At 64.4% G+C, this 24,498-nt stretch carries 21 protein-coding genes and 1 pseudogene; 13 read left to right on the plus strand and 9 right to left on the minus strand.

The genetic code is table 11. The annotated features are described in order from the left end of the window. Positions 1-26: 26 nt before the first annotated feature. The 3 genes from GQ56_RS0107170 to GQ56_RS0107180 form a co-directional block, all read right to left on the minus strand. A complete protein-coding gene (locus GQ56_RS0107170) occupies positions 27-944 on the minus strand; it encodes an acetoacetate decarboxylase family protein (RefSeq protein ID WP_031398000.1) in 918 nt (305 codons plus the stop codon). A gap of 149 nt (positions 945-1,093) precedes the next feature. After that, positions 1,094-1,756 (minus strand): glutathione S-transferase family protein, encoded by a 663-nt coding sequence (locus GQ56_RS0107175; RefSeq protein WP_031398001.1) that lies wholly within the window; start codon positions 1,754-1,756, stop codon positions 1,094-1,096. A gap of 89 nt (positions 1,757-1,845) precedes the next feature. Beyond that, positions 1,846-2,490 carry an HD domain-containing protein gene (locus tag GQ56_RS0107180; protein ID WP_031398002.1) on the minus strand — a complete coding sequence of 215 codons (645 nt, stop codon included), beginning with the start codon at positions 2,488-2,490 and terminating at the stop codon, positions 1,846-1,848. Between the two features lie 167 nt (positions 2,491-2,657). Here GQ56_RS0107180 and GQ56_RS0107185 point away from each other — a divergent pair, with 167 nt between their 5' ends. Both GQ56_RS0107185 and GQ56_RS0107190 read left to right on the plus strand, forming a co-directional pair. Continuing rightward, on the plus strand, positions 2,658-3,065 hold the full coding sequence (locus tag GQ56_RS0107185; RefSeq protein ID WP_031398003.1) for a DUF3224 domain-containing protein: 408 nt from the start codon (positions 2,658-2,660) through the stop codon (positions 3,063-3,065). Then, a complete protein-coding gene (locus tag GQ56_RS0107190; RefSeq protein WP_031398004.1) occupies positions 3,062-3,241 on the plus strand; it encodes a hypothetical protein in 180 nt (59 codons plus the stop codon). Before GQ56_RS0107185 ends, GQ56_RS0107190 begins: the two co-directional genes overlap by 4 nt. A 19-nt stretch (positions 3,242-3,260) precedes the next feature. Here GQ56_RS0107190 and GQ56_RS0107195 read toward each other — a convergent pair whose 3' ends face one another. After that, positions 3,261-4,499: an SfnB family sulfur acquisition oxidoreductase gene (locus GQ56_RS0107195; RefSeq protein WP_031398005.1), complete on the minus strand. Its 1,239-nt coding sequence runs from the start codon at positions 4,497-4,499 to the stop codon at positions 3,261-3,263. Between the two features lie 302 nt (positions 4,500-4,801). On the opposite strand from GQ56_RS0107195, the gene GQ56_RS0107200 reads away from it, so the two are divergent. Next, the gene (locus GQ56_RS0107200) at positions 4,802-6,067 is read left to right on the plus strand and encodes an acyl-CoA dehydrogenase family protein (protein ID WP_031398006.1); all 1,266 of its coding nucleotides are present in this window, start codon (positions 4,802-4,804) and stop codon (positions 6,065-6,067) included. Beyond that, positions 6,064-7,464: an LLM class flavin-dependent oxidoreductase gene (locus GQ56_RS0107205; RefSeq protein WP_031398007.1), complete on the plus strand. Its 1,401-nt coding sequence runs from the start codon at positions 6,064-6,066 to the stop codon at positions 7,462-7,464. The genes GQ56_RS0107200 and GQ56_RS0107205 overlap by 4 nt, the downstream gene beginning before the upstream one ends. A 141-nt stretch (positions 7,465-7,605) precedes the next feature. On the opposite strand, the gene GQ56_RS0107210 is transcribed toward GQ56_RS0107205, so the two are convergent. The 3 genes from GQ56_RS0107210 to GQ56_RS0107220 all read right to left on the minus strand — a co-directional run bounded on the left by GQ56_RS0107210 (position 7,606) and on the right by GQ56_RS0107220 (position 11,465). Further along, positions 7,606-8,136 carry an OsmC family protein gene (locus GQ56_RS0107210; RefSeq protein ID WP_031398008.1) on the minus strand — a complete coding sequence of 177 codons (531 nt, stop codon included), beginning with the start codon at positions 8,134-8,136 and terminating at the stop codon, positions 7,606-7,608. Positions 8,137-8,427: 291 nt separating this feature from the next. Then, positions 8,428-9,993 (minus strand): methyl-accepting chemotaxis protein, encoded by a 1,566-nt coding sequence (locus GQ56_RS0107215; RefSeq protein ID WP_031398009.1) that lies wholly within the window; start codon positions 9,991-9,993, stop codon positions 8,428-8,430. Positions 9,994-10,550: 557 nt separating this feature from the next. Next, positions 10,551-11,465, minus strand: a complete 915-nt coding sequence (locus tag GQ56_RS0107220) for a LysR substrate-binding domain-containing protein (RefSeq protein ID WP_031398010.1) — start codon at positions 11,463-11,465, stop codon at positions 10,551-10,553. A gap of 763 nt (positions 11,466-12,228) precedes the next feature. Here GQ56_RS0107220 and GQ56_RS47195 point away from each other — a divergent pair. From GQ56_RS47195 to GQ56_RS0107235, 3 genes are all read left to right on the plus strand, one after another. Next, positions 12,229-12,675 (plus strand): aminotransferase class IV, encoded by a 447-nt coding sequence (locus GQ56_RS47195; protein ID WP_407638581.1) that lies wholly within the window; start codon positions 12,229-12,231, stop codon positions 12,673-12,675. Next, a complete protein-coding gene (locus GQ56_RS0107230) occupies positions 12,672-14,096 on the plus strand; it encodes an MFS transporter (RefSeq protein ID WP_081894848.1) in 1,425 nt (474 codons plus the stop codon). The genes GQ56_RS47195 and GQ56_RS0107230 overlap by 4 nt, the downstream gene beginning before the upstream one ends. A 141-nt stretch (positions 14,097-14,237) precedes the next feature. Next, positions 14,238-14,996, plus strand: coding sequence for an SDR family NAD(P)-dependent oxidoreductase (locus tag GQ56_RS0107235; RefSeq protein WP_031398012.1), 759 nt, complete (start codon positions 14,238-14,240; stop codon positions 14,994-14,996). A gap of 279 nt (positions 14,997-15,275) precedes the next feature. Here GQ56_RS0107235 and GQ56_RS0107240 read toward each other — a convergent pair whose 3' ends face one another. Then, positions 15,276-15,734 carry a hypothetical protein gene (locus tag GQ56_RS0107240; RefSeq protein ID WP_031398013.1) on the minus strand — a complete coding sequence of 153 codons (459 nt, stop codon included), beginning with the start codon at positions 15,732-15,734 and terminating at the stop codon, positions 15,276-15,278. A 510-nt stretch (positions 15,735-16,244) separates the two neighbouring features. Between GQ56_RS0107240 and GQ56_RS0107245 the strand changes: the two genes are divergently transcribed. The 4 genes from GQ56_RS0107245 (at position 16,245) to GQ56_RS44045 (ending at position 19,710) form a co-directional block, all read left to right on the plus strand. After that, positions 16,245-17,312: a zinc ribbon domain-containing protein gene (locus tag GQ56_RS0107245; protein WP_031398014.1), complete on the plus strand. Its 1,068-nt coding sequence runs from the start codon at positions 16,245-16,247 to the stop codon at positions 17,310-17,312. Between the two features lie 313 nt (positions 17,313-17,625). Continuing rightward, entirely contained in the window at positions 17,626-18,057 is a 432-nt protein-coding gene (locus tag GQ56_RS0107250) for a VOC family protein (RefSeq protein ID WP_031398015.1), read from the plus strand. Between the two features lie 454 nt (positions 18,058-18,511). Next, positions 18,512-19,117: a hypothetical protein gene (locus GQ56_RS44040; protein ID WP_063962849.1), complete on the plus strand. Its 606-nt coding sequence runs from the start codon at positions 18,512-18,514 to the stop codon at positions 19,115-19,117. A gap of 32 nt (positions 19,118-19,149) precedes the next feature. Then, entirely contained in the window at positions 19,150-19,710 is a 561-nt protein-coding gene (locus tag GQ56_RS44045; protein ID WP_152601670.1) for a hypothetical protein, read from the plus strand. Between the two features lie 496 nt (positions 19,711-20,206). Here GQ56_RS44045 and GQ56_RS0107270 read toward each other — a convergent pair whose 3' ends face one another. Then, a complete protein-coding gene (locus GQ56_RS0107270; RefSeq protein WP_075122886.1) occupies positions 20,207-21,880 on the minus strand; it encodes a tetratricopeptide repeat protein in 1,674 nt (557 codons plus the stop codon). A 420-nt stretch (positions 21,881-22,300) separates the two neighbouring features. Between GQ56_RS0107270 and tnpC the strand changes: the two are divergent. Together tnpC and GQ56_RS0107280 are read left to right on the plus strand one after the other, a co-directional pair. After that, positions 22,301-23,483, plus strand: a pseudogene (tnpC, locus tag GQ56_RS39220) (IS66 family transposase). Between the two features lie 68 nt (positions 23,484-23,551). Next, a complete protein-coding gene (locus GQ56_RS0107280; protein WP_034199737.1) occupies positions 23,552-24,328 on the plus strand; it encodes an FkbM family methyltransferase in 777 nt (258 codons plus the stop codon). Positions 24,329-24,498: the final 170 nt, after the last annotated feature.

Genomic DNA, 24,498 nt, shown 5'->3' on the forward strand with positions numbered 1-24,498 from the left:
CGGGCGTGGCGTAGACATCCGCGGGGTTAGCGTGGCGTTCCGGGTTCATCGAATCCCTTCAGCGGAGTCGGCAGGTTCAGGACCAGCTGCGCGTCCTTCACCACGTCGAGACGCAGGACGGTGGATGCGCCGAGCCCGTCGAGCAGCTGGCTCAGCGGGCCGCCGTGCCGCACCAGCTCGACGTTGCGCGGCAACAGGCGCTGGGCGAACGAGAGCGTATTGGTCTGCACCGTCGACTGATGCCATTCGCCGTCGATGCGATTGATCATCGTCGTCGTGCCCAGGCGGGACTGGGGCGCGGCCTCGGTCAGCGCCGGCAGCGGTACGCTCAGGCTCAGGTCCGGCCGGCCGCCCGGGCCCGCAATGCGGGCGCTGGCGACCGCGCCGAGGTTCACGTCGATATCGGCGAGCCACTTGGGCAACTGATAACCGTGGACGCCGCGCACCCGCGCGATTTCCGTGCTGACCGGCAGCGCCAGCACGTGCGCGACGAAGCTCCGGCGTCGCATCGAGTCGATCAGCTCGAGCGCGTGCGACCCCGTCGCGCCGGGCCGGCGGATGACCACCGCGACCGACACTTCGTCATAGGGATCGTTGTCGCAGACGGAATACGAAAAGAAGGTCAGCGCGACCAGCCCGTGGCCGGGCAGCGCGCGCAGCGGTTCGAGCGGCGCCGGCAGCGTGGCCCGCAGCCGTTCGAGCGGCGCCAGGAACAGGAGCTGAATGCTGCTGGAGCGGTAGTAGAAGTTCGGCGCCCAGGTCGGACCGACCCGCGACATGACCTGGCGCTTCGGAATCCGGCGGAAAAAATCGATGTTCCCCGCGGCGGGATCGCGCGCCACCTCGTTCAGGTCCGGATTCATCCGGAACCGGTCGTAGTACCCGCCCTCGGGCACGTCGACCTTGTGCGGCCCGAATTCGACCTGAGTGAAACGTCTGTCCATGCTGGTTGCCCCTCGTCGATGATCGACCGTGGCAGGCAACACCCGAAGCCTGCTGATGCACCGCCGTCAGCAGGCACTCTAAGTTTGAAGTCGACTTCAAGGTCAAGGGTCCGAATAGAGGAGCAAGTCGGATTGCGTCCGCACGGAGGCTAGCCACGCGCACGAAGAAAACCGGGCACCGCCTCCCCGATCGACGCAAGATATCCGGCCATCGCGCCGGCGACCTTCCACACGGCGGGCCGGGCCGTCATCCGGTCGCGCCACGCGAGCAGGCGGGGCGTCTCGTCCGTCATCGGCGCGCCCTTGCGCGCGCCGAACAGTTGCGCCATGTAGAACGCGATGTCGGCGTAGGAATACGTGTCGGCCAGAAATGCACGCTCCCCGAGCACCTGCTCCATGCGCAGGTAGTACTGCGCCGCTGCCGCGCGCGCGGCCTGCGCCGCCGGGTCGTCCGGCGTCCGTTCCAGGCCCATCAGCCGGACGATGTGCGGAAAATAGACCTCGTCGCTGCCATGTTCGAGCTGGCGCGCCACGGCGCGCGCCGCCGGTCCCGCCGGCCACAGCGCGGGATCGGGCTGCAGGTCCTCGAGATATTCGAAGATCTGCGTGGAGTCGAATATCTCCAGATCGCCGTCCATCAATACCGGCACCTGCCGCTTCGGATTGATGCGCACCACGTCCGGATGCCTGGGCTCGTAGCCGCGAAGCTGGCTGAACGGCGCCATCACCCGCTCGAAATCGATGCCCTTCTCGTGCGCGGCAATCTCGACCTTCGCACCGAACATGCTCAGGGGCCCGGAAACGATCTTCATGGTTCGATCCTCTTGAGAAACGTCGCATCGCTGCGCATCGCACCGGGTGCATCGGATGACGACGGTATCCGCAGGCCGCGCCGGCGCCATCAGATTTCGTCGGAAAACTCTTCCAGAAAGCGGTGCAACCGATCGCGCCGAACCAGCGCCAGACGGGTGCCGGTGACGGTCTGGAAACCGGTCGACAGCTTCAGCAGCTTCGTGCGGAAGTGATCGACGGCGAATCGCGTGTCGTCGAGCGCCCGTCTCTCGGCATGCGGATCGTCTGGATCGTACAGCGCGCTGCCCATCCGGCCCGCGACATAGAAGCATCGCGCGACGCCCACCATCCCGATCGCGTCGAGCCGGTCGGCGTCCTGCAGCACCTTGGCCTCCAGCGTCAGCGGCGCGATGCAGGCCGAGAAACTGTGCGCCTCGATCGCATGCGCGACCGCGTCGATCTTCGCGTCGGGCCAGCCGAGCGACGTCAGCACCTGCCGGGCCTTTTCCGCCGCCAGCCGCGATGCCTGCGCGCGCAGCGGAGAATTTTTCTCCACCGCCACGCAGTCGTGCAGCAGCGTCGCCGCCAGCAGCACTTCAGCGTCGCCGCCCTCTTCGGCCTGGATGGCGGCCGCGTTCTTCCACACGCGTTGCAGATGCGACGTGTCGTGAGCGCCGTCGTCGTGGGTGTCGTTCCAGTGAGCCAGCAGGGTCCTGGCCAGATCCTGAAAGGGTGCGAAAGCGGGGAGAGTCATGAATGAACGCGTCGGGGACGGGATGCCGATTATCCCCCAGGCGCCGCGAGAAAAAGCAAGCCACGGCGGCGCCCGGCGGCGACGCGTTCGCATCGGTCGAACCGTCACCTCGGGCGGAACCCGGTTGGCTTATAGTGCGGCATGCCCATTCGACGAGGAGCGCCGCCATGACCTTGCTGGCCAACGGACCGTTTGAAGTGAAGCTGAATCCCGAACCCCTGAGTCCCGTCGCGGGCGCTAGCGGGCTCGGCCGCATGTCGCTCGACAAGCAGTTTCACGGCGATCTGGAAGCCGTCAGCCACGGAGAGATGCTCGCGTTTCGCAGCGACGTGCAGGGCTCCGCCGGCTATGTGGCGATGGAAACGGTGCAAGGCGCGCTCGGCGGCCGCCACGGCAGCTTCGTCCTGCAGCACAGTGCCACGATGACCCGCGGGCAGCCGCGGCAGTCGATCACCGTCGTGCCCGATTCCGGCACAGGGGCGTTGCTGGGGCTCGCCGGCTCGATGACCATCGACGTCGACAACGGCCGTCATGCCTACCGCTTCGAATACACGCTGCCCGAATCGCCGCAATGACCGGCCTCGCGGCGAGGCCGCTGCCGGATTGCACCGCCGGCTCCTTCGAGAACGTCGCGGCGTTCACCCCGGCGAAATCCGGCGGCTGCGCTTCGACGGCATCGGCGGGTTCATCCACGATCGCGTCGACGAACCCGGCTGCTGCGGCGGCGGGCGTTGCCGTCGCCGCGCCTTGAGGGTGGAGTCGCCGGCGGCTCAGTTCCACGCATGGCGGGCCGGACGCACGCCGTTCAGGTAGTAGTTGCCGACGAGGTGATATTTCCAGCGCACCGGATCGTGCAGCGTATGCGTGCGCGCGTTGCGCCAGTGCCGGTCGAGATTGTGCTCGGCCAGCGTCGCCTGCGTGCCGGCCAGCTCGAACAGCTTCTCGCCCGCGAGCAGCGCGATCTCGGTCGTCAGCACCTTCGCCTCCCCGACCGCCACCGACGCGCGCGCGACGTCGTCCTCGGTCACGTCGCCCCGCGCCGCGATCTCGTCGAGCGTGCGCGCCGCGCGCTCGAGCAGCGCCTCCGCCGCATGCAGCTGAATATGCAGGTGGCCGATCTCGCGGATCGTCAACGGATCGTCGGCCGCCCGCTCGACGCCGCTGTCGACCCACGGCCGCGTGCGCGTGCGGACGAACGCCAGCGTGTCGTCGAGCGCGGCCCGGGCGATGCCCGCGTCGATCGCGGCCTGGATGATCTGCGACAGCGGGCCGTTCAGCGTCGGCAGGTCCGACACGCGCTGGGCCGGCAGCACGTGCGAGGCCGGCACGCGCACGTTGTCGAGCACCACCGTGCCGCTCGCCGTGGTCCGCTGCCCGAAGCCCGACCAGTCGTCGATCACGGCCAGCCCCGGCGCCGGCTGGCGGATATATGCGAGCCACGCGTGGCGCTCGTCGTCGAGGCCGAGCACCGGCACGTAGTGCGCGAACAGCGCCCCGGTCGAATAGAACTTGGTGCCGTCGACGACGAAATCGTCGCCGTCCCGGCGCACGCGCGTCTTCAGGTCGAGCACGTGCTTCGTGCCCTTCTCCGAGAAGCCGTTGCCGAACCGCTTGCCGCTCAGCACCTCGGAAAAGAAATGGCGCTTCTGCGCGTCGGTGCCGGTCAGCGCGATCACGTCGACCAGCCCGAAATGATTCTGCGGCAACTGCCCGAGCGACGGATCGGCTGCCGCAACGATCTTCACGACCTCCGTCAGCGTCACATGCGACACGCCCGCGCCGCCGTATGCCTTCGGCACGGTGATGGCCCACAGCCCCGACTGCGAGAACCATTCGATCTCGTCGCGCGGCAGCCGGCGCTCCCGGTCGCGTTCGGCCGCGCCTTGCGCGAGCCGCTGCGCCAGCGCATGCGCGGCCTCGATGGCCTGCGCGTCGTCGGCGATCACGCGGGCCGCCTGCGCTTTCGTATCGGCCGGCGGTTCCTGAATCGTGGCGCTCGTCTCTGACATCGGGCTCTCCTGCTGAGTAACGGGAACACGCAATCTAGCAGCGCCCCGCGCGCGGGCAAACCGAGCGATTCGCACAACGATATTCCTTCGGATGACAAACGATGCGGCATGCCGCCCGTACGCAACCCCGCTACAACCGCGCATCAGCAGCGCGATCGACGTCGCAGCATCGATCGCGCACCGCCTCGCCCGCGTAATGCCCCGCGGCGATAACGATGTACGAATCCGTTATTGGATCGTCAGCACGGCGCTTCCTATACTGGCCTGCCGGCATCGACGGCCCCGCCATCAAGGACCACCGCATGACTTCGTCTCACGCAGCATCCGAACTTTCCACCGGCACCGATTACGACGCGCTGGCCGGGCGCTTCAGGCCGATCTTCGAACGGATCGCGGCCGGCACCGCGGAACGCGAGCGCCGCCGCGAACTACCGCACGAGGCGATCGGCTGGCTGAAGGCCGCCGGCTTCGGCGCGGTGCGGCTGCCGGTGCGCGACGGCGGCGCCGGCGCGTCGCTGCCGCAGCTGTTCCGGCTGCTGACCGAACTCGCCGCCGCCGATTCCAATCTGCCGCAGGCGCTGCGCGGGCACTTCGCGTTCGTCGAGGACTGGCTGAACGCGCCGCCGAGCGCCGACCGCGAGACATGGTTCCGCCGCTTCGCGCAAGGCCAGCTCGTCGGCAATGCGTGGACGGAAACCGGCGACGTGACGCTCGGCCAGACCATCACGAAGGTCTCGGAAAGGAACGGCCGGCTCGTGCTGAACGGCCGGAAGTTCTACAGCACCGGCAGCCTGTTCGCCGACTGGATCGACGTGTTCGCGCAACGCGCGGACGACGGCAGCGACGTGATCGTCGCGGTCGCGACCGCACAGCCCGGCGTGATCCGCGAGGACGACTGGGACGGTTTCGGACAGACGACGACCGGCAGCGGCACCACGCGCTTCGAGGATGCGACGGTCGACGCGCGGGACGTGCTCGACTTCGCACGACGCTTCAAATACCAGACCGCGTTCTACCAGCTTTTCCACGTCGCGACGCTGGCCGGCATCGGCCGCGCGATCGTGCGCGACGCGGGCGACCTGGTCCGCCGCCGCACCCGCGTGTACAGCCACGGCAACGCGCCGCGCGCGGGCGACGACGCGCAACTCCAGCAGGTGATCGGCGAGATCGCGTCATGGGCCTATGCGGCCGACGCCCTCGCGCTGCGCGCCGCGCAGCCGCTGCAACAGGCCTACGAGGCGCGCTTCGGCGGCGACGCGGCGGCCGAGCACGACGCCAACGTCGCGGCCGAGATCGAATCCGCGCAGAGCCAGCTCGTCGTGTCCGAACTCGTGCTGCGCGCGGCGACGCGCCTGTTCGACGCGCTCGGCGCTTCCGCGACCCGCAGCACGACGGCGCTCGACCGCCACTGGCGCAACGCGCGCACCGTGGCGTCGCACAACCCGCTCGTCTACAAGGCGCGGATCGTCGGCGACTGGGTCATCAACGGGCGCACGCCGCCGTTCGTCTGGCAGGTCGGCAACGGCCCGGGCGCGCCGGTGGAAACGGAAACGGGAGCGGCCCGATGAGCAAGACCATTCGCTTCAATGCGTTCGAGATGAACTGCGTCGGCCACCAGTCGCCCGGACTGTGGGCCCATCCGCGCGACCGGTCGTGGCAGTACAAGGACCTCGACTACTGGACCGACCTCGCCCGCGTGCTCGAACGCGGGATCTTCGACGCGATCTTCATCGCGGACGTGATCGGCTACTACGACGTCTACAAGGGCAGCAACTATCACGCGCTGCACCAGGCCGCGCAGATTCCGGTCAACGATCCGCTGCAGCTCGCCGCGCCGATCGCGATGGCCACCGAGCATCTCGGCATCGGCATCACCGCGTCGACGACGTTCGAGCACCCGTATACGTTCGCACGCAGGCTGTCGACCGCCGACCATCACACGAAGGGCCGGCTCGCGTGGAACATCGTCACGTCCTACCTCGAAAGCGGCGCGAAGAACGTCGGCGATCACGGCCTGCGCACCCACGACGATCGCTACGCGGTCGCGGCCGAATACATCGAGGTGCTGTACAAGCTGTTCGAGGGCAGCTGGGAGGACGGCGCGGTGGTCCGCGATCGCGACGGCCGCGTGTTCACGCATCCGGAGAAAGTGCACGAGATCGGCCACAAGGGCCGCTTCTTCGAGGTGCCCGGCTACCACCTGTGCGAACCGTCGCCGCAGCGCACACCGGTGCTGTTCCAGGCGGGCGCGTCCGGCCCCGGCAAGGCGTTCGCCGCGCAGCACGCCGAATGCGTGTTCGTCGCCGCGCCGACCCGCGCGCTGCTCGCGCGCTACGTCGCCGACGTGCGCGCGCAGGCCGCCGCCGCGGGGCGCGACGCCGCCAAGGTGTTGATCTACAACCTCGTCACCGTGATCGTCGACGAAACCGACGAGAAGGCGCAGGCCAAGTTCGACGAGTATCGCAACTACGTGTCGTACGACGGCTCGCTGGTGTTCATGTCCGGCTGGACCGGCATCGACTTCGGCCAGTACGCGCCGGACGATCCCGTCAGGCGCGTCGAGACGAATGCGATCGTGTCGGCGGTCGAGCACCTGTCGGGCGGCGACACCGCGTGGACGATCGGTGAACTGGCCGCCTGGGGCGGCATCGGCGGCCTGGGCCCGGTGTTCGTCGGGTCGGCGTCGACCGTCGCCGACATCCTGCAGGAATGGGTCGCCGCCACCGACGTGGACGGCTTCAACCTCGCGTACGCGGTGGCGCACGAAACCTTCGAGGATGTCGTGCGTCACCTCGTTCCGGAGCTGCAGCGGCGCGGCGTGTACCCGACCGCCTATGCGCCGGGCACGCTGCGCGAGAAGCTGTTCGGCGAGTCGGCGCGGCTGCCCGACGCGCATCCGGCCGCGCAGTTCCGCGACATCGAGCAGGTCAAGCGCGACGCCGAACGCGTGGCCGCCTGCGCGTGACGGCCAGCCGGCGGCGGGCCGCACGGCTCGCCGGCCGGGGGACGATCGTTCGGCAGGCCGCGCGAATCGGGTGACGGATGCGCGGCGATCGCGCCGGCCGGAAAGGCGGCGCGACCCGACGCGCCGGCGCACCTGCGCGCTTCAGCCGTGCGTGTGCCGCAGCTCGCTTTCGATCGTCTGCGGCAATCTCAGCAGGTTGAAGATCGGGCACACGGCCTCGACCGCCCGATGCAGCGCCCGGATCGTTTCCGGCGATTCGGGCGACACGATATCGAGCGTGTAGCGCAGGTTGTGCGGGAAGATCGGCACATGCTCGAAGCCCGGCTGCTGCGCGAGCGGATGCTGGTCGCCCGTCACCTCGACTTCGATCGCGTCGATCTTCAGGCCCCGCTCCGCGGCCTGGATCAGCGTGATGTGCGTCAGGCAACTGCCCAGTACGCCGAGTTGCAGCTCCGGCGACGCCGGCCCGAGGTTGTAGCCGGCGAAATCGGGCGGGCTGTCGCTGATCACCTGGAAATCGCGAATGCGGATTTCGCGCACGCCGCTGCGGCCCAGCGCGCGCACGGTCGCCTTCAGCGGCGTGGCCTTCAGATCCGGCGTGTTGCGGGCGGCATCCTTTTTCGCGAGCCACGCGTCGCGCTTCTGTTCGAGGTAGTCGTTCAGTGTCGTCATGTTCGGGCCGGTACGGTCGCAATGATCGGCCTCGCATGCGACGGCCGATCGACGGAAATCGTCATGCTATTCCCTTGCGCGACGGCCACGAAACGATCATTCCCGCAAAGCAATTCACGACGCGCGATGTCGGATTGCGACAGGCGCCGCCCTTGCCGCCCCCGAGTTATCCACAATTTCCGTGCATAACCCTGTGGAGAACATGCGCGCAACCGGGCGCAGGGCCGGCGCCGGCCGACCTCGCCGCGCCGCCGTCACCGACGGCCGCGTGCGGCCGCGAACGCCCGTGCGTCACACGACGGCCTCGTCATGCAAGCGGAACTGCGCGACCGCCGCGCTCAGCCGCACGCCCTGCGCGTCGAGCGACAGCGCCGCGGCGGCCGCCTCCTCGACCAGCGCGGCGTTGCGCTGCATCGCCTGCTCCATCTGGATGACCGCGGCGTTCACCTGCTCGATGCCCGACGACTGTTCCTCGAACGCATGGCTGGTTTCGCCCACGATCGCATTGACGCGCTCGACCGCCGACACGAGTTCGGTCATCGCCGAGCCGGCCAGCGCGACCAGGCCGCTGCCGTCCTCGACACGTCGCGCGGCATTGCCGATCAGGTCGCGGATCTCCTTCGCCGCCGCCGCGCAACGCTGCGCGAGCCCGCGAACCTCGGTCGCGACGACCGCGAAGCCGCGCCCCTGCTCGCCCGCGCGCGCGGCTTCGACGGCGGCGTTCAACGCGAGGATGTTGGTCTGGAACGCGATGCTCTCGATCACGCCGACGATGCCGGAAATCCGCGCGGAGCTGTGCGAAATCGCCGACATCGTCTCGACGACGCGCTGCATCGCCTCGCCGCCGCGCGATGCGATCCCGGCCGCGCCCTCGACGTACGTGCGCGCGTCGCGCGCGTTGTCCGCGTTCTGGCGCACGGCCGCCGTCAGTTGCTCGACGCTCGCCGCCGCCTGCTGCAGCGATACGGCCTGCTGCTCGGTGCGCGCCGACAGGTCGACGTTGCCGCTCGCGATCGTGCGCACGTCGCCGACGATCGTCTCGGTGCTCGCGCGCACCTCGTTCACGGTGTCGACCAGGCCGTCCTGCATCCGCTTCAGCGCATTCAGCAGATAGGCCATTTCGTTTTCGCCGGAAATGACGACCGTGCCGGTCAGGTCGCCTTTCGAGATCTTGTCGAACTGGCCCACCGCGAGATTGATCGGCTCGATGATCGCCTTCGCGAGCAGGCGCTGCGCGACGAATCCGATCAGGATCGCCAGCGCCGCGACCGCCGCCATCCCCCACACGATCCGGTGGAAATGAACGCCGGCCGCGTCGTAGCGCGCCTTTTGGCGTGCGACCTGGAACGATTCGAGCGCATCGATCGCGTCCTGATAGGCGGCGAACAGCGCGGGCGGCGCGGTGCGCTGCGTGTCGAGGAAGCCGAACGCGTCGTCGCCGTCGAGCTGTGCGAGCGCCTTCAGGAACACGCGGTCGAGCAACGCACGCCGGCGATTCTGCAGCGTGTCGAACAGCGCCTGCTCGTCGGCGTCGCGCGTGTGCAGGCGCGCATAGGCGTCCAGTTCGTCGTTGCCCTGCTTCAGGAGCGTGTGGAGTTGCGCGCCCTGCTCCTTGCCCGACTGGCCGGCGCTGACGATCTGCGCGACGTCGCTCATCCGTTCGCGCAGGACGAGCATCCGCTCCGAGCTGGTCTTCAGGTGCAGCAGCGATGCCGTGTCGTCGCGGTACATCGCTTCGAGCGACGCGTTGCCCAGGTACAGCGCCGCGATGCATGCGCCGACCACCAGCACGAGCAGCGCGGTATAGCCCGCGATGGTCGCGACGAGTCCACCACGGATAGTGAGTTGTTTTCGCATGACGTTCCCTTGCGCCGGCCGGACACGGCCAGCGGCGGATGTGGATTCCGGATCACGAAAGACGCGCGCCGCGTCGCCCTGCGCGACGCATGGGGTGCGAACGGGTTAACGGCGAGGCGAGCGGGCAGGTTTTATCCGCATGCGACGCGGATCTTGACGATTGCGACAGCGCAACGGGCCGAGAGGCGCGCTGCCGGTGCGAGGAGGAACGCGTGGCGTCGCTCCGCGCGGGTTTTGGCGAATGGCGGACAGCGGGCGGGACGCGGTTGGTTCCGGATCGTCCGGTGCGTCGGGTCGGGCAAGATCCCGGGAGACTTCCCGGATATTGCGCTCCGGACGTCGGCGATCGGTGGAAATCGGTGGAAGATTGACTACGGTACGGTAGTCCGGGGCCCGGCTGGCGCGATCGGGCGATGGCCGTCGGCGGGGTTCCGGGTTCGGCCGGCTTCTGCCGCTCGTCACCGCCGGAGTCGGCACGCTCGAGCGACTGCCTTGATCAGAAAGGCGATCGGCAATTACGGCCACGCCAACAGACTGCCGCGCCGCAACCCAAGCCCCTACCGCGAGGAACGCCCCGGCTTTTTGACGACGCCGGCGAGCGCCAGAAACGCCGCTTCGCGCACGGAGACTTCGTCGGCGCGGAACACCAGCCACATCGCCGACCTGGCCTGGCTGTCGCGCAACGGACGAAAGACCACGCCCGTCGCTTCGATGCGCTGGAACGATTCGGGCACCAGCGCCACACCCAGCCCGGCCGCCACCAGACCGACCATCGTCGCGGCGGATATCGCCTCCTGAACGACATTGGGAGCGAAGCCCGCATGCCGGCACATCGACATGACCTGTTCGTACGCGCCCGTGCCGCTGTCCGCCGGATACATGACGAACGGCTCGTCGGCCAGCGCCTTGACGGACAGCGGAGTTGTGCCATCGGCGCATCGGTGCTCGGGCGGGAGCGCGGCAACAAAGGCATCTTCAAACAGGCGCACCGTCCCGAACGCCGACGGCAAATCGGGGGCAACCGTGCCGCGAACGAACGCAAAGTCGAGGCGGCGCTCAAGCATTGCCGTCAACTGCCCCTGCGTCGTCAGTTCCCGGATACTCAGCCGCACCCCCGGCCAGTCGCGACGATATGCAAATATCAGGCGCGGAATCACGTGCGTCAGCGCCGCCGCGCTGGTGAAGCCGATTCGCAACTCCCCCAGCTCGCCGCGTTCGACCCGTGCCGCGATGGTGCTGGCCTTCTCCGCTTGCGCCAGCAACGCGCGCGCTTCCGGCAGCAGTGCGAGGCCCGCCGCCGTCAGCTCGACGTGACGATTGCTCCGATCGAACAGGCGCGCGCCGAGCTCTTCCTCGAGCACGCGGATCTGATGGCTGAGAGGCGGCTGCGCGATATTCAGGCGCAACGCCGCGCGGCCGAAGTGGAGGGTTTCGGCCAGAACCACGAAGTATCTGAGTCTGCGGAGATCCATGATACGGATTATGTATCAATCCAGGACGAAACGATATTGGACGCGCAATGACCGGCGGAGGAGCATGACGACTGTTCCGTGCCTCGCACGGCGTTCCGGCGTGGCGGCGACGCCCCGCCACTCCGTTCCAACCCCGGCTTCACGATTCAAGTGTCCAACATGCAATTCTCGACCACGTCGACAATCCATCCCGCCTCGGCGGCAGCACGCGAGGAAGCGCTACGCGCGCCCAGGATCGGCACGGTGTTTACCGACCACATGGTGACGATCCAGTGGACCCGCGAAGACGGATGGCACGACGCCAGGGTTCGCCCTCGTGAGCCGTTCTCGCTCGATCCCGCATCTGCCGTCCTGCATTACGCGCAGGAAATCTTCGAGGGCATGAAAGCCTATGCGCAACCGGACGGGACGGTGGCCTTGTTCCGGCCCGAGGACAACGCTCGCCGTTTCAACGCCTCGGCCACCCGAATGACGATGCCGTCCATTCCGGAAGCTGTCTTCGTCGAAGCACTCGAGCAGTTGCTCCGCGTGGACGGCGCCTGGGTTCCGAAGGGTGAAGGCACGAGCCTGTACCTGCGCCCTTTCATGTTCGCCTCCGAGTCGTTCCTCGGCGTGCGGCCGGCCAACCGGTTCACGTTCTGCGTGATCGCCAGTCCGGCCGGCGCCTACTTCAAGGGCGGCGCAGAATCCATCGCGGTCTGGGTCTCGGAGCACTACACGCGCGCGGCCAAAGGCGGCACGGGCGCGGCGAAATGCGGCGGGCTTGATCGCGCAGGCGGAAGCGCACCGTCACGACTGCGACCAGGTCGTATTTCTCGATGCCGCCGAAGGGCGCTGGATCGAGGAACTCGGCGGAATGAACGTCTTCTTCGTTGTGGACGGCGTGCTGGTCACCCCTCCGCTCGGCACGATTCTGCCGGGTATCACCCGCGACTCCCTCATCCGCATTGCGAGGAAGCGAGGGCTCGACGTCGAACAACGCCCCTACGCCTTCGATCGATGGCGGGCAGACGCCGCAACCGGCCGCCTGACCGAGGCATTCGCGTGCGGAACCGCGGCCGTGATCGCATCGATCGGCACGGTGCGGTTCGAGGACGGCGAATTCCGGATTCCGGGGCGAGCGCTCGCCGACACGCTGCGAGACGAGCTGGTGGGCATCCAGCGCGGCGTGGTCGCAGACGATTTCAACTGGACATGGCGCGTGAAATGAATACGAGCACGATGCTGGACGAGCAGGCGCGCACGACTTCGAATCCGGCTCGGGCCGAGGCCGTCGCGCAAGAGGACATGGTGTCGAACGCACGGCGACGCATGTGCATGGCCGCCCTGATGACGGCAGCCATTCTTGCGGCACTCGACACGACCATCGCAAACACGGCGCTCCCTGAAATCGCCGTGGATCTGCAAGCGAGCGACGCGACGATCATCTGGGTGACCAACGCGTACCAGATTGCGATGATCGCGACGCTATTGCCGTTTGCCGCGCTCGGCGAGTCCATGGGATACCGACGGGTATTCACAGGAGGCCTCGCACTGTTCGGTATCGCGTCGGCGATCTGCGGCGGCGCATCGACGCTCGCGCTGCTCGTCGCCGGACGCGCGATGCAAGGTGTGGGCGCGGCCGCGATCATGAGTGTCATCGCCGCATTCATTCGTCACATCCATCCGCCAACGAGGCTCGGGCGCGGCCTGAGTACGAACGCTCTGGTCGTCGCCATCGGCTTCACGCTCGGCCCGGTCGTCGCCTCGTCGATCCTCGCGTTCGCGAGCTGGCACTGGCTGTTTCGCGTCAACGTGCCTGTCGCCGCGGCGGCAATCGGGCTCGCAGCCCTTTATCTTCCGGATGTCGCCGGTGGAAGGCATCGCTTCGAATCAGTCTCTGCCGCGTTGTGCACCGCATTCCTCGGGCTTTTGATGTTCGGCGTCTGCATGCTGGAGAACGGCGGCGGAAGCCTCCCGGCGATCCTCTGCATGCTCGCGTCGCTCGCATGCGCCGTAGTGCTGATGCGCAAGCAGCGCGGCCATCCCGCGCCGATGCTCGCAGTCGATCTCATGGCGATCCGGGTCGTGAGACTGTCTTCGCTGACGTCCATTTGCGCGTTCGCCACCCAGTCGCTGGCGCTGGTTTCCCTGCCGTTCCTCCTTCAAGGCGCCTTTGGCATGCCGGTCACCAGAACCGGCTTCGTGATCGCCGCATGGCCTCTGCTCGTGGCCGTCATGGCGATCGTCGTCGCCCCGCTCAGCGATCGCTATCCATCCGGGTTGCTCTGCAGTGTGGGGCTGGCCCTCCTGACGCTCGGGATGGCGTCGCTCGCGACGATGAGCACCGGCGTGTCCAGCTGGGGAATCGCCGCCCGTCTCGGCGTGTGCGGGATCGGGTTCGGAATGTTCCAGTCGCCGAACATGCGAGAAATCATGAGCGGTGCGGCTACCGCGCGCAGCGGCGGCGCAAGCGCCATCGTGGCCATCTCGCGGCTGATGGGGCAGACACTCGGAGCCGGGCTGGTCGCCCGATGTTTTCATTGGTGGCCTGCATCGGGATCGCGCATGGCGGTAGGCCTGGGCGGCGCCTGCGCACTGCTCGGATGCATCGTCAGCGCAATGCGCTTGAAGAAAAGCGGCAGCGTCTGACGCATCGAAGCCGAGAACTCGAGCATTCTAAAAACGCATGCTCCGCCTTCGAAAATATCGCGATTTCACGCGCCCCGTACCGCACGGGGCGCGGCTATGCTGACGGCCTTACCATATCGACAGGTTCGTACGAAGACAGGCATGTTCGATCTTTCGGAAAAGGTAGCCGTCATCACCGGTGGCGCGAGCGGCATCGGGTTTGGCATCGCGCAAGGCATGGCTGCGGCCGGCGCACGTGTCGCACTCGTCGGACGCGATCCCGAGAAGGGCCAAACCGCCCTGGCTTCGTTGCCCCGCGGCCACGCAAGCGGCCGGTTCATCCAGGCCGACATCACACGATACGACGACTGCGTCGAGGCCATGGCACAGGCAGAGCGTCATTTCGGAGGCCTCGACATCCTCGTGAACAATGCCGGCATGAACATCCGCAAGCAGGCGCACGAGCTGACGGTCGAGGACTGGCATCGCATCGTCGATACGAACCTCAGCGGCGCGCACTACTGCGCCCAGGCCATCCACGGCGCCTTCGTTCGCGCGGGCGGCGGCAAGATCGTCAACATCGGCTCGATGCTCTCGCTGTTCGGTACGACCTACGGTTCCGCATACGCGGCCAGCAAGGGCGGCATCGTGCAGCTCGGCAAGGCGTGGGCCGTCGAATGGGCGCCCGACAACATCCAGGTAAACACGCTGCTGCCCGGCTGGATCGAAACCGATCTGATTGCCGAAGCCAGGCGGCTCTTCCCCGACCTCGAAGAACGCGTGCTGAGCCGCACGCCGCAGCGTCGCTGGGGCAAGCCGCAGGATCTCGCCGGCATCGCGGTCGCGCTGTGCTCCAGCGAGTGCGACTTCATTACCGGTGCGGTCATCCCGGTGGACGGCGGCTATTCGATACAAGGTTAGGCGCTTCCCGGTCGCGCTGTCCGCCCAATACCTGGCAGGCACGCTCCAGTTAGCCGTGAAATCGGGCCGGTGCAACGCTGCGGTGGGATACATCGTCGAAGCCAACGCATTGCCCGGTAGCAGCGGCTTCGGAAATTGCGAGGGCTCGATGGGTCACTGGATTCGCGATGGCCTGACCGTCCCGCGCAAAACGCACGGCATGCCGCACGGAGAACGGATCGCATTCGGCACACTGCAGGAAAACAATCTCCTGCAGGAAATCGGGGCGATGACCCGGCCTTACGAACCGGCGGGCTTACCGACGACGCTGGCGCAACCGGGGCTCACTTTCCCGACGATTTCCTCGATGAGCGGCCGGGTATATTTTTCGACCGGATCGATGTCACGCTCGCCCGGCCGGAAATATTCGCCTGCATCGAAAGCCAAATACACTTCCCAGAACAGCGCGGGCCAGGTATCGCGATCGACAAGTGCGTCGGCATACAGCCGCCCGACCAGCAGATTGACGACTTCGTCACAGAACGCGTACGGGAGCTGGCCGCGATGGTACCCGCGAGCCAGTTCAATCGCGATCGCGTCGAACCTGTCCGGCAGCACCTCGCCCTGGGCGCCCGTGCATTGCTTCAGACAGGCGTCGGGAAGCTCGAAGTCCGCCTCGTCGTTCGACGGATAGCCGGTACGCAGCAAATCGACGAACTTTTCGACATCGAAATCGGGAAACTGGCGGGCGTTGTCCATGGCTTGTTTCGATAACGGTTGTGGCCTCGATCCTCGACCCGTGACACTGCTCCGCCGGAATATCCCGGAGCGGCACCGTGAACCTGCGACGGGCGTTCGACATTGGTTCTGGAATCGCCGACAATCGCTTCGATCTCTCAAGACACCGCTACCTGACGACGAACCTGAGCGATATTACCCGGTATGGAATCGCGGTTTGCGGCAGAGGCCGTCATCGAGCCCGGGTCGACGCGCCCTCTGCGGAAGAACCGTGTATGAATGCCGCAATGGACAACATCAACCGCCCTCGACGTTTCTCCTATCCGGCGCGTTCAGGTTTGACGCAATCAGCGACCGAAACTACCCATGCATTGCTTCGGCGGTTCGATGAGTCGGCCGCGTTTCATCCCGGCGCCGGCCCGACCGGATGTACAACGCCGGCGACGCAGGCCGGTGGCTTCAGAATGAGATCGAAGTCGTTGTTCGCATCCGTGCGTTCTTATAACCATTCAAAAAAGGCAAGAAACAATGATGACTTCCAGCGACGGCCTGACCAGTCCGGCACGCCTCCTGCGACTCGCATCGTGGGCGATAGCGATCGTCTTTGCAGTCTTTCTGAACATGCTCGGCAGTCTCGTGATCCGCGACATGGCGTTCGCGCCGGGCGGCGGGCCGCCCGCCATCGAGCAATTCGCGGATGCTCCGGCGAAAGCGCGGCTGGACGCAACGCGGCGTGACCTGCAGGCGCGGCACGACACGCTGGCCGAGAAAGCCGACGCAATGGAGGTGGCCCGCGGACGTGCCGCCAAGGAGTATGCGGCGGAGAAGGAAAGTTTCCGCAACTGGCTGGCCACCCGTTCGGTCACGGGAGACGGCGCGCGGGACCCGGACATCCTGGCAAGAACTCGCCAGCTCGATACGCTCCAGGCGGTAGTCACCAACTGGCAGCATCAGATCGATGCGATCGACGACCAGCAACGGGCGCTGGCGGCGCAGCAGACGCAGGTGGACACGCAGATCGCCGACGCGGACGCAGCAGCCGAACGGCGCTTCGACGACGCGACCCGGCATTACGAGTTGCAGGTGTTCGGGCTGCGGCTTGCGCTGACGTTGCCGATCCTGCTGATTGCGATCTGGCTGTTCATCCGCTATCGCAAGGTGCGCTACTGGCCTTTCGTGTACGGTTTCGGGCTGTTCGCACTGAGCGCCTTCTTCATCGAGCTGGTTCCGTATTTGCCGAATTTCGGCGGCTATGTCCGGGTACTGGTCGGGATCGCGCTCACGGTGTTCGCCGGCATTTACATGATGAAGGCCTTCCAGCGCTATGTCGAACGCAAGCGACTCGAGCTGCAGCAGGATCAGGGCGTGCGCGCACGCACGATCGGATACGAAAAGGCCGTTCGCTCACTCGAAAAAAAACGCTGCCCGTCATGCGACAAGCAATGGAATCTGGGCGGCGACGACTCCACGTTCTGCGTGCATTGCGGATTGAGGCTTTTCAACGTATGCGGATGCGGCGGCCGGAATTTCTTTTTCTTCCCGCATTGCCATCAATGCGGTACCGCGCAGGGTAACGAGCAGCCGGCGGCGTCCGAGTGACGACCTTCGTGCTTGCGATTCATACCCCATGGACTCCGGATCTTGCCTCCTGATGTCGTGACGTATCCGGCCCGGACGCGTTTCTGTCGCCGCAATGAGGTCTGACGGGGTTCCCGCCCCGAACGATCGAAACGCGCCCGCCGCAGTCGATTGCATCCTGCCTCGGCGGGCCATGAGCGGCCCGGTCAACACATCGGGTCGGATCTCCGACGATTCGGCTCGCAGGTCGATGCCCGGACTGGCGCGGAGCATGCCCGGTCTGCTATCGTCAAATGCCACTGCAAGCCAACCCAACTAGATTCCAGCTCCTATCATGATCGACCACGTCTACCTCTCCGTCACCGACATCGACAAGTCACTGGCGTTCTACACCGAAGCCCTGCGGCCGCTCGGTTGGCGCGTATTCGGCAATTACCAAGCCGCTTCGGGGCCGGCAGGCGTCCCCGATCTCTACGGCATCGGTGATGACGTGTACGGCAAGGGCAATGCCGTCGGCTCGAGCATCTGGCTACGCCGGCGCAACCCCGGCGAAACCGGGCTGTATCTCGGGATCGTCTGCGACAGCAATGAACTGGTCGACGCGGCGTACGCAGCCGCCATCCAGGCCGGCGGCACGGATGAGGGAAAACCGGCGGATCGCACGTATTTTGCGCCCGGCTACTATGCCGCCAACATCGCCGACTTCGACGGCAACCGCCTCGAGTTCGTCCACAAGGCGTGGAATCCGAAGCGGCATCAGTCGTGATTCTGTGCACTCAATGACGAGGGCGTTGGTCATACGTGTCTTGGGCAATCTCGTGGTGATCGGCGCCTGGATCGTTGACTATTGTCTGCAGCATTTACGCACGTCGTCGAGAACCTTCGATCCAGTATGGAGACTGACCGGGCTGACCAGAACTTCATAGACGGGTAAGCGCCGCCAGGCGCATGGCGCCCTCAACTCCACAGGTGCCATGTCGTGCCGGACCTGACAATATTTGATGATTGAATCGTGCAACAAAATGTAACGATCGAGTAGGATTTACGGACGGGCGGATTGCGTCAGCGGCAATCATAACGGGGAGGTTGCTGATTCGATCTTTCAATGAATTTTCCCGCCCGGTGGATTTGGATGATGGATACAGGGTGTTCATCGTCGAATGATCGCATTCGGCATGACCACTTGCCTTCTCGACATTTAAATTAAAAAATTAACCGATATGATCGAAAAAATCCGCATCACCCGATTCGCGATTTCCATCGGGATGACGTTGGCATTGTCTGCTTGCCTGGCGCCACATTCGTATGTTGATAAATCGCTTGGCGAACCGCATTATGCCGATTTTAAAAAATCAGAAACCCCTCAGCCAATCCAGCTACTCGTTGAGTTTCAAACAAAAGGTGTTGCAAATGCTCGTGTAACGGAAGCATTGCGTCCACGTGTCTTCGAGCAAGTTTCACAATCCGGGTTGTTTAGTCGAGTCTCGTATGATCCGGTCCCGTCAGGACGCAAGCTTTCGATTACGGTCAACAACATTCCGTTGACCGATAATGTAGCGGCGAAAGGCTTCGGGACGGGCCTTACCCTTGGCCTGGTAGGCACCATGGTGACCGACGGCTACGTCTGCACGACAAATTACCTCGAACCTGGACATGATCCCGTGACCACAACGGTCAAGCATGCAATTCACACGACGATCGGCAATGCCTCCGGTCCGGAAGGTTTGCAGCAGATGTCAGTTCAAGAGGCGTCGGCGACAATGTTGCGTCAGATAGTCGGGAAGAGCCTCGAGCAAATCGACCAAGCTTCTGATCTTGCACAGTGATGCTTTGCACACTACCTCGATGGAGACGTGAATTGCCCCGTGGCAAATTCGTGCTGTTCGCAGGCATATTGGCTGCGTGCGGAGGATGCGTCACGCAACCTGCACCAAGCTATCAGCTCAGTATTGCAAACCAGATGGCATTGGAGAAGATTCCACGCACGGCACACTATCAGGTAGCACGTGGGGCAGAGCCTACTGATATTCAGACGCAGGTTCGATCATTGAGTGTCGCGGCACCAGCGGACGGGTCATGGACCTCGTATTTGAAAGAGGCGCTTCGCATTGAGCTCGCATCGGCGGGACTTTATTCAGTCGATGCCCCGGCCGTCTTGACCGTGTCCTTGTCCGATGTCCACGTGCTGGACGGACATGCCGATCTCGCGGGGCGATTTATCGTGTCGGATGGGCGGGAGGTTATTTACGACAAGGTGCTGCGCGCACAAACGAAGTGGCAGGTACAGTTCATTGGCGTGCTGGCTGCGCAAGACGGGATGATGCAGACGACTGCGATTTTTCAGAGTCTTCTGCATCAGTTGTTCGAAGACCCCGAATTCATCGCGGTGAGCCGGAGAATTGCGGTGGTCGCCCCTTGAATCAAGGATCGATCTCGATTCTTGGCGTCTTTGATCGAAGCTGTGGGTGCCCCCCGTTTTTCACGGGTAACGCGTCGTTGCTGCCAAGGAAGGTGATCAACGGAACGATCGAGACCGCCTTGCCACTTGCATCACCGTGTTTAGCCGGACTTGAGAGGCTGAGCGACGGAAATGGATATATGGTTTCCGACCAGGTCAGCATCGACGGTCTCTTCGCAGCGCCGACGTTTGCGTATTTCACGCAAGCGGCCGAAGCAGCACCGCTGATTTGCCGTTTCGGCGGGATCGCGACTGTCTGAATCACTCTGTCCCAAACCCCTATCTTGGGTTCAACCAGTCATTCGCGTCCTTCACCGAACATCATGGCATGTGTCATCGAGCGTTCGCAGACGCTACTGGCCTCATGCCTACCAACTTCCGGCGCCTTGCGAACATACTCCGTTAGCGTGACAACGCCGGCCGGACCATGTCTATCCCGAGGTAGCTCCGAGGCGAATCAGACGCTCCAGCCGCGCAACATGTCCGCCATGAGTTGCGCCACGCCTGACCAGTCCTGGTCCTCGCGCGCTTGCCTGAAGAGACGCATCACACCCGGGTACCACGGCGAATCTGCCCGCTCGAGCAACCAACGCCAGTCGGTCCAGTCGCACGGGAGCATCAGCCAGCATGGCTTGCCGATCGCGCCCGCAACGTGTGCCGCGGCAGTATCGACAGAAATCAGCAGATCGAGTTGTGCAATGATTGCAGCCGTGTCGGCAAAGTCCCGAATCGACGAGCCGAGATCCACGACGGGCTGTCCAGCAGGCGGTGAAGCGGCTTCGTCTTCTCCCTGGCCTTTTTGCAGGCTGAAGTATGTCGCGCCAGGAACGCTCCACAAAGGTGCGAGCGGCGCGAGCGACGGTACTGAACGTGTCGCGTCATGCTGGTTATCGGCGAAGCCTTTCCACACAAGGCCAATCTTGAGCCCCGCGCTCGTCTCGATGCGCGCCCGCCAATGCTCGATGCGCTCCGGCAACGCGTGCAGATACGGCAGCGCGGCCGGAATGGTGTCAAGCGTCGTGCCGAAGAGCAGCGGCAAGCTCAATGGATATACCCAGTAATCGTGCGGCTCCACGTGATCGCTACGCGTTTTGACGTCGTCGACGCCGTTGACGGTCGCAACGAGTGGCTTGAGTGCTTCGGGACAGAGTATCGTCAGTTTGCGCACACCGCGCGTTCGCAGCAGCGGTACATAGCGTACGAACTGAACACAGTCGCCGTAGCCCTGCTCGTACCAGACAACGAGCGTCTTCCCTTCGAGCGATTCGCCGCGCCATTGCTGCGTATCGGCCGGTGGCGGCAAGTCCTGCGGCTCGCGCTGCGGCGAATAGCGGGCTTCGGCTAGTGGCCAGCCTTCCGCAAGCCGGCCTTGACTGAGCAGCAAAGTACCGAGATTCCACTGTGCGTCCGCCCAATCGGGCGCGAGTGCCAACGCCTGGCGATAAGCCACTTCCGCCTCATCGTAACGTCCGGCGAGCCTGAACGTCGTGCCCAAATTGTGCACCGCGTCACGGTGATCGGGTTGGACGGCGAGCGCTCGCCGGAACATCGTTTCTGCCTCGGTCAGTTGCACGCTGCGTAGCAGCATCAGGCCGAAGTTGTACAGCGTATGGACATACGTGCCGTCGATCTCGAGTACGTCGCGGTACACACGCGCCGCTTCGTCGAACCGGCGCTGGTCCATCAGCAGCGTGGCGAGATTGTTGCGCGCGGTGAGCGACCGCGGATCGAGTTCGATTACACGGCGATATCGACCCTCGGCCTCTTCGACCTGTGCAAGCGCTGCCAGCGTCTCGGCAAGATTGAGGTGCGCGCTTGTGCAGCCTGGCCCGACTTCGACGGCGCGGCGACAAACGACCTCGGCTTCCAGCACGCGACCGCGCTTCAGCAGCAGATTGCCGAGGTTGGCAAGGTAGTTCGCGTCCTCGTGCAACGCGATCGCGCGGCGAAGCAACGCTTCCGCCTCGATCCAGGCTCCTCGCGTCGCGAGGATGACACCGAGAAGATGGAGTGCATCGACATGATGCGGATCGAGCTCGAGTGTTGCGCGGTAACCACGTTCAGCCTCATTGAGGCGGTTGGCCAGATGAGCATCTAATGCGGTCGCGAAAATCGGTTGTTCTGGAGGCATGATGCGGGAATCGTCGGAACCATCACGTGCACGATGGGCACTGGTCACGTTGTTGCAGGCAATTGCATAGGATAACGGAATAACAAATTGAAAGTCTCCATGCTACGAACACCGTTTTGCCGACGGTAGTCATCAACCGAGGCATTGTCAACTTGTTCGGCAGGTGGACGAGCCAGGGCGATTGGAGTGGGTAGTTGATCGGCTTACGCGGGCCTGTCGAACCTGTCAGCATTTTCGTGTTCAAGGCATATGATTCTTCCCAGAAGAAGATATGCCTCGCAAACCGAAGACCCCGCCGGCAGAACTACTGGCCATTCCCGCCGAACTTCTGGAGCAATTCGGCAGTGCCCCGACGCAGCGCTTTGTAAACGATGGTCAAGCAGTGTTCCGGTATTGGCGGAGCGCCCGTAAACTGCCTTCATGGCTCCTTGCACGTCAGCTCTGCCCGATGACATTGACACGCGAAGGCAATGGTGTCCGCTCGCGATGAGGTTGTGCGTAAACGCGACGCACAGGTCGCCGAACTGCAGGAACGGCTCTCGTCATGCGCCATTGAGATAGAGCACCTGAAGTTGAAGCTTGCCAAGCTGCGCCGCATGCAGTTCGGCCGAAAGCCGGAGAAGCTTGATCGCCAGATCGGACAGATGGAACTGAAGCTTGAAGACCTGATGGCCAATGAGGGTGCCGCCGCGGGAGCGCTCACGTGGCTGCTTAACCCGCTGGTCGAGGCCATCCGGCATTACGTGCCTGGTGGCGGCAAGGTACACGGCGATGATGCGCCGCTACCGGTGTTGGTGCCCGGAGATGGCCGCTCGAAGACAGGACGCCTCTGGGTTTACGTTCGCGATGATCGCAACAGCGCCTCGATCGAGGCGCCGGCGGTCTGGTTCGCGTATACGTCTGACCGGCGCGGCGAGCATCCTCAGCAACATCTGGCCGACTTCACCGGAGTGCTGCAGGCTGATGCCTTCGCCGGCTACGCTGAGCTGTATCGCGGCGAGCGCATCGTAGAAACCGCCTGCATGGCGCACGCGCGCCGAAAGACCCACGATCTGCACGCGGTGCACCCCAATGCGGTGACGGAGGAGGCGCTGCACCGCATCGGCGTGCTCGACAGGATCGAGGAGCAGATCCGCGGCAAGCCGCCGGACGAACGCCAGCGCGGGCGCCAGGCATAGGCGGTGTCGCTGCTCGACGACATGAAGCGCTGGTTCGAGCAAACGCTTGCCTTGCTATCCGCGAAATCGGATACAACGAAAGCGAACCGCTACGCGCTCAAGCGTTGGCCGGCGCCCGTCTATTACTGCAAGGACGGCCGGGCGGAGATCGACGACCTGATTGCCGAGCGCGCCCTGCGCGGAGTCGCCATCGGAAGGCGAAATTATTTATTCGCCGGTACAGATTCAGGTGGCGAACGCGCAGCCGCGATGTATGGTGTGGTGTCATCGGCTCGGCTCGCCTGAACGGGATCGACCCCGAGGCCTACCTGCACTACGTCATCGAGCGTTTTGCGGATCATCCGGTCAACCGCATCGACGAGCTGCTGCCGTGGAACGTCACTCCATACCTGCCCGCTACCGTGAAGATTGTTCCGATTCGATAGCTGCGTCGCGGCTCGCGTCAACGCGTTCTGCTGCGACATGTATCTGACACTTACTTACACCTGACACCATGAAAAAGAAATTGAACAATGTCCTGATCCCGACGCCGCATGGTCTGATGGTGGTCAACCGCAATGAGGCCGCGTTCTCCTTTGGCGTCGGTGTCGCGCTGCTGGAGGAAGGTGGATACGATCCGCGCGAAATCGGCTTCGTGCGCGATATTGTCAACCTGTTACCTCCTGGCTGCGTCGTACTCGATGTCGGCGCCAATATCGGCGTCCATACGCTGGAATTCGCGCGGGCCTGTGAAGCCAAGGGTGGCATCGTTCATGCCTTCGAACCGCAACGCATCCTGTTTCAAATGCTGGCGGGCAATGTCGCGCTGAACAGTTATCAGAACGTGCACTGTCATCTCGCCGCAGTCAGTTCGAAGCTGGGCCAGCTATCGATGCCTGCCATCGACTATTCCGTGCCATCCAGTTTCAGCGGCATCGAGCTCGGGCAAGGACGCCAGAACGAAAATATCGGACAGTTGCCGAAGTGGGACCAGAGTCAAGAAACAGTTCCGCTGATTACGCTGGACAGCCTTGACCTGCCCAGGGTCGATTTCATGAAGATCGACGTGGAGGGAATGGAAATTGACGTCTTGGAAGGCGCCCGGAATCTGATCACAAAATTCCGCCCGCCGATCTATCTCGAATACGCAAAGAACGATTCTGAAAACCTTGCAAAATTGCTACGAGAATTGGGTTACACGATTTTCGTATTCAGTCGACTGGACTGGATCGCGGTTCCCCGGGAGAACTCAACTATTCAAATTACGGGCCTTGCGACATTTGACGTATGATCGGTAAGGGTTCGTCCTGACATGCTAATACCCCCGGCCAGTAAGCGGGATCGGAAGTAGAATTTCCAGCAAAGGGAGTTCTACGCAATGAAGAGTCGAAGTTCACGGATAGCCAGATCATGGATGCGCTCAAGCGGGCGGAGTCCGGGCTGGCGGTGCGGGTGATCTGA

The sequence above is a fragment of the Burkholderia paludis genome (assembly GCF_000732615.1).
Classification (GTDB): domain Bacteria; phylum Pseudomonadota; class Gammaproteobacteria; order Burkholderiales; family Burkholderiaceae; genus Burkholderia; species Burkholderia paludis.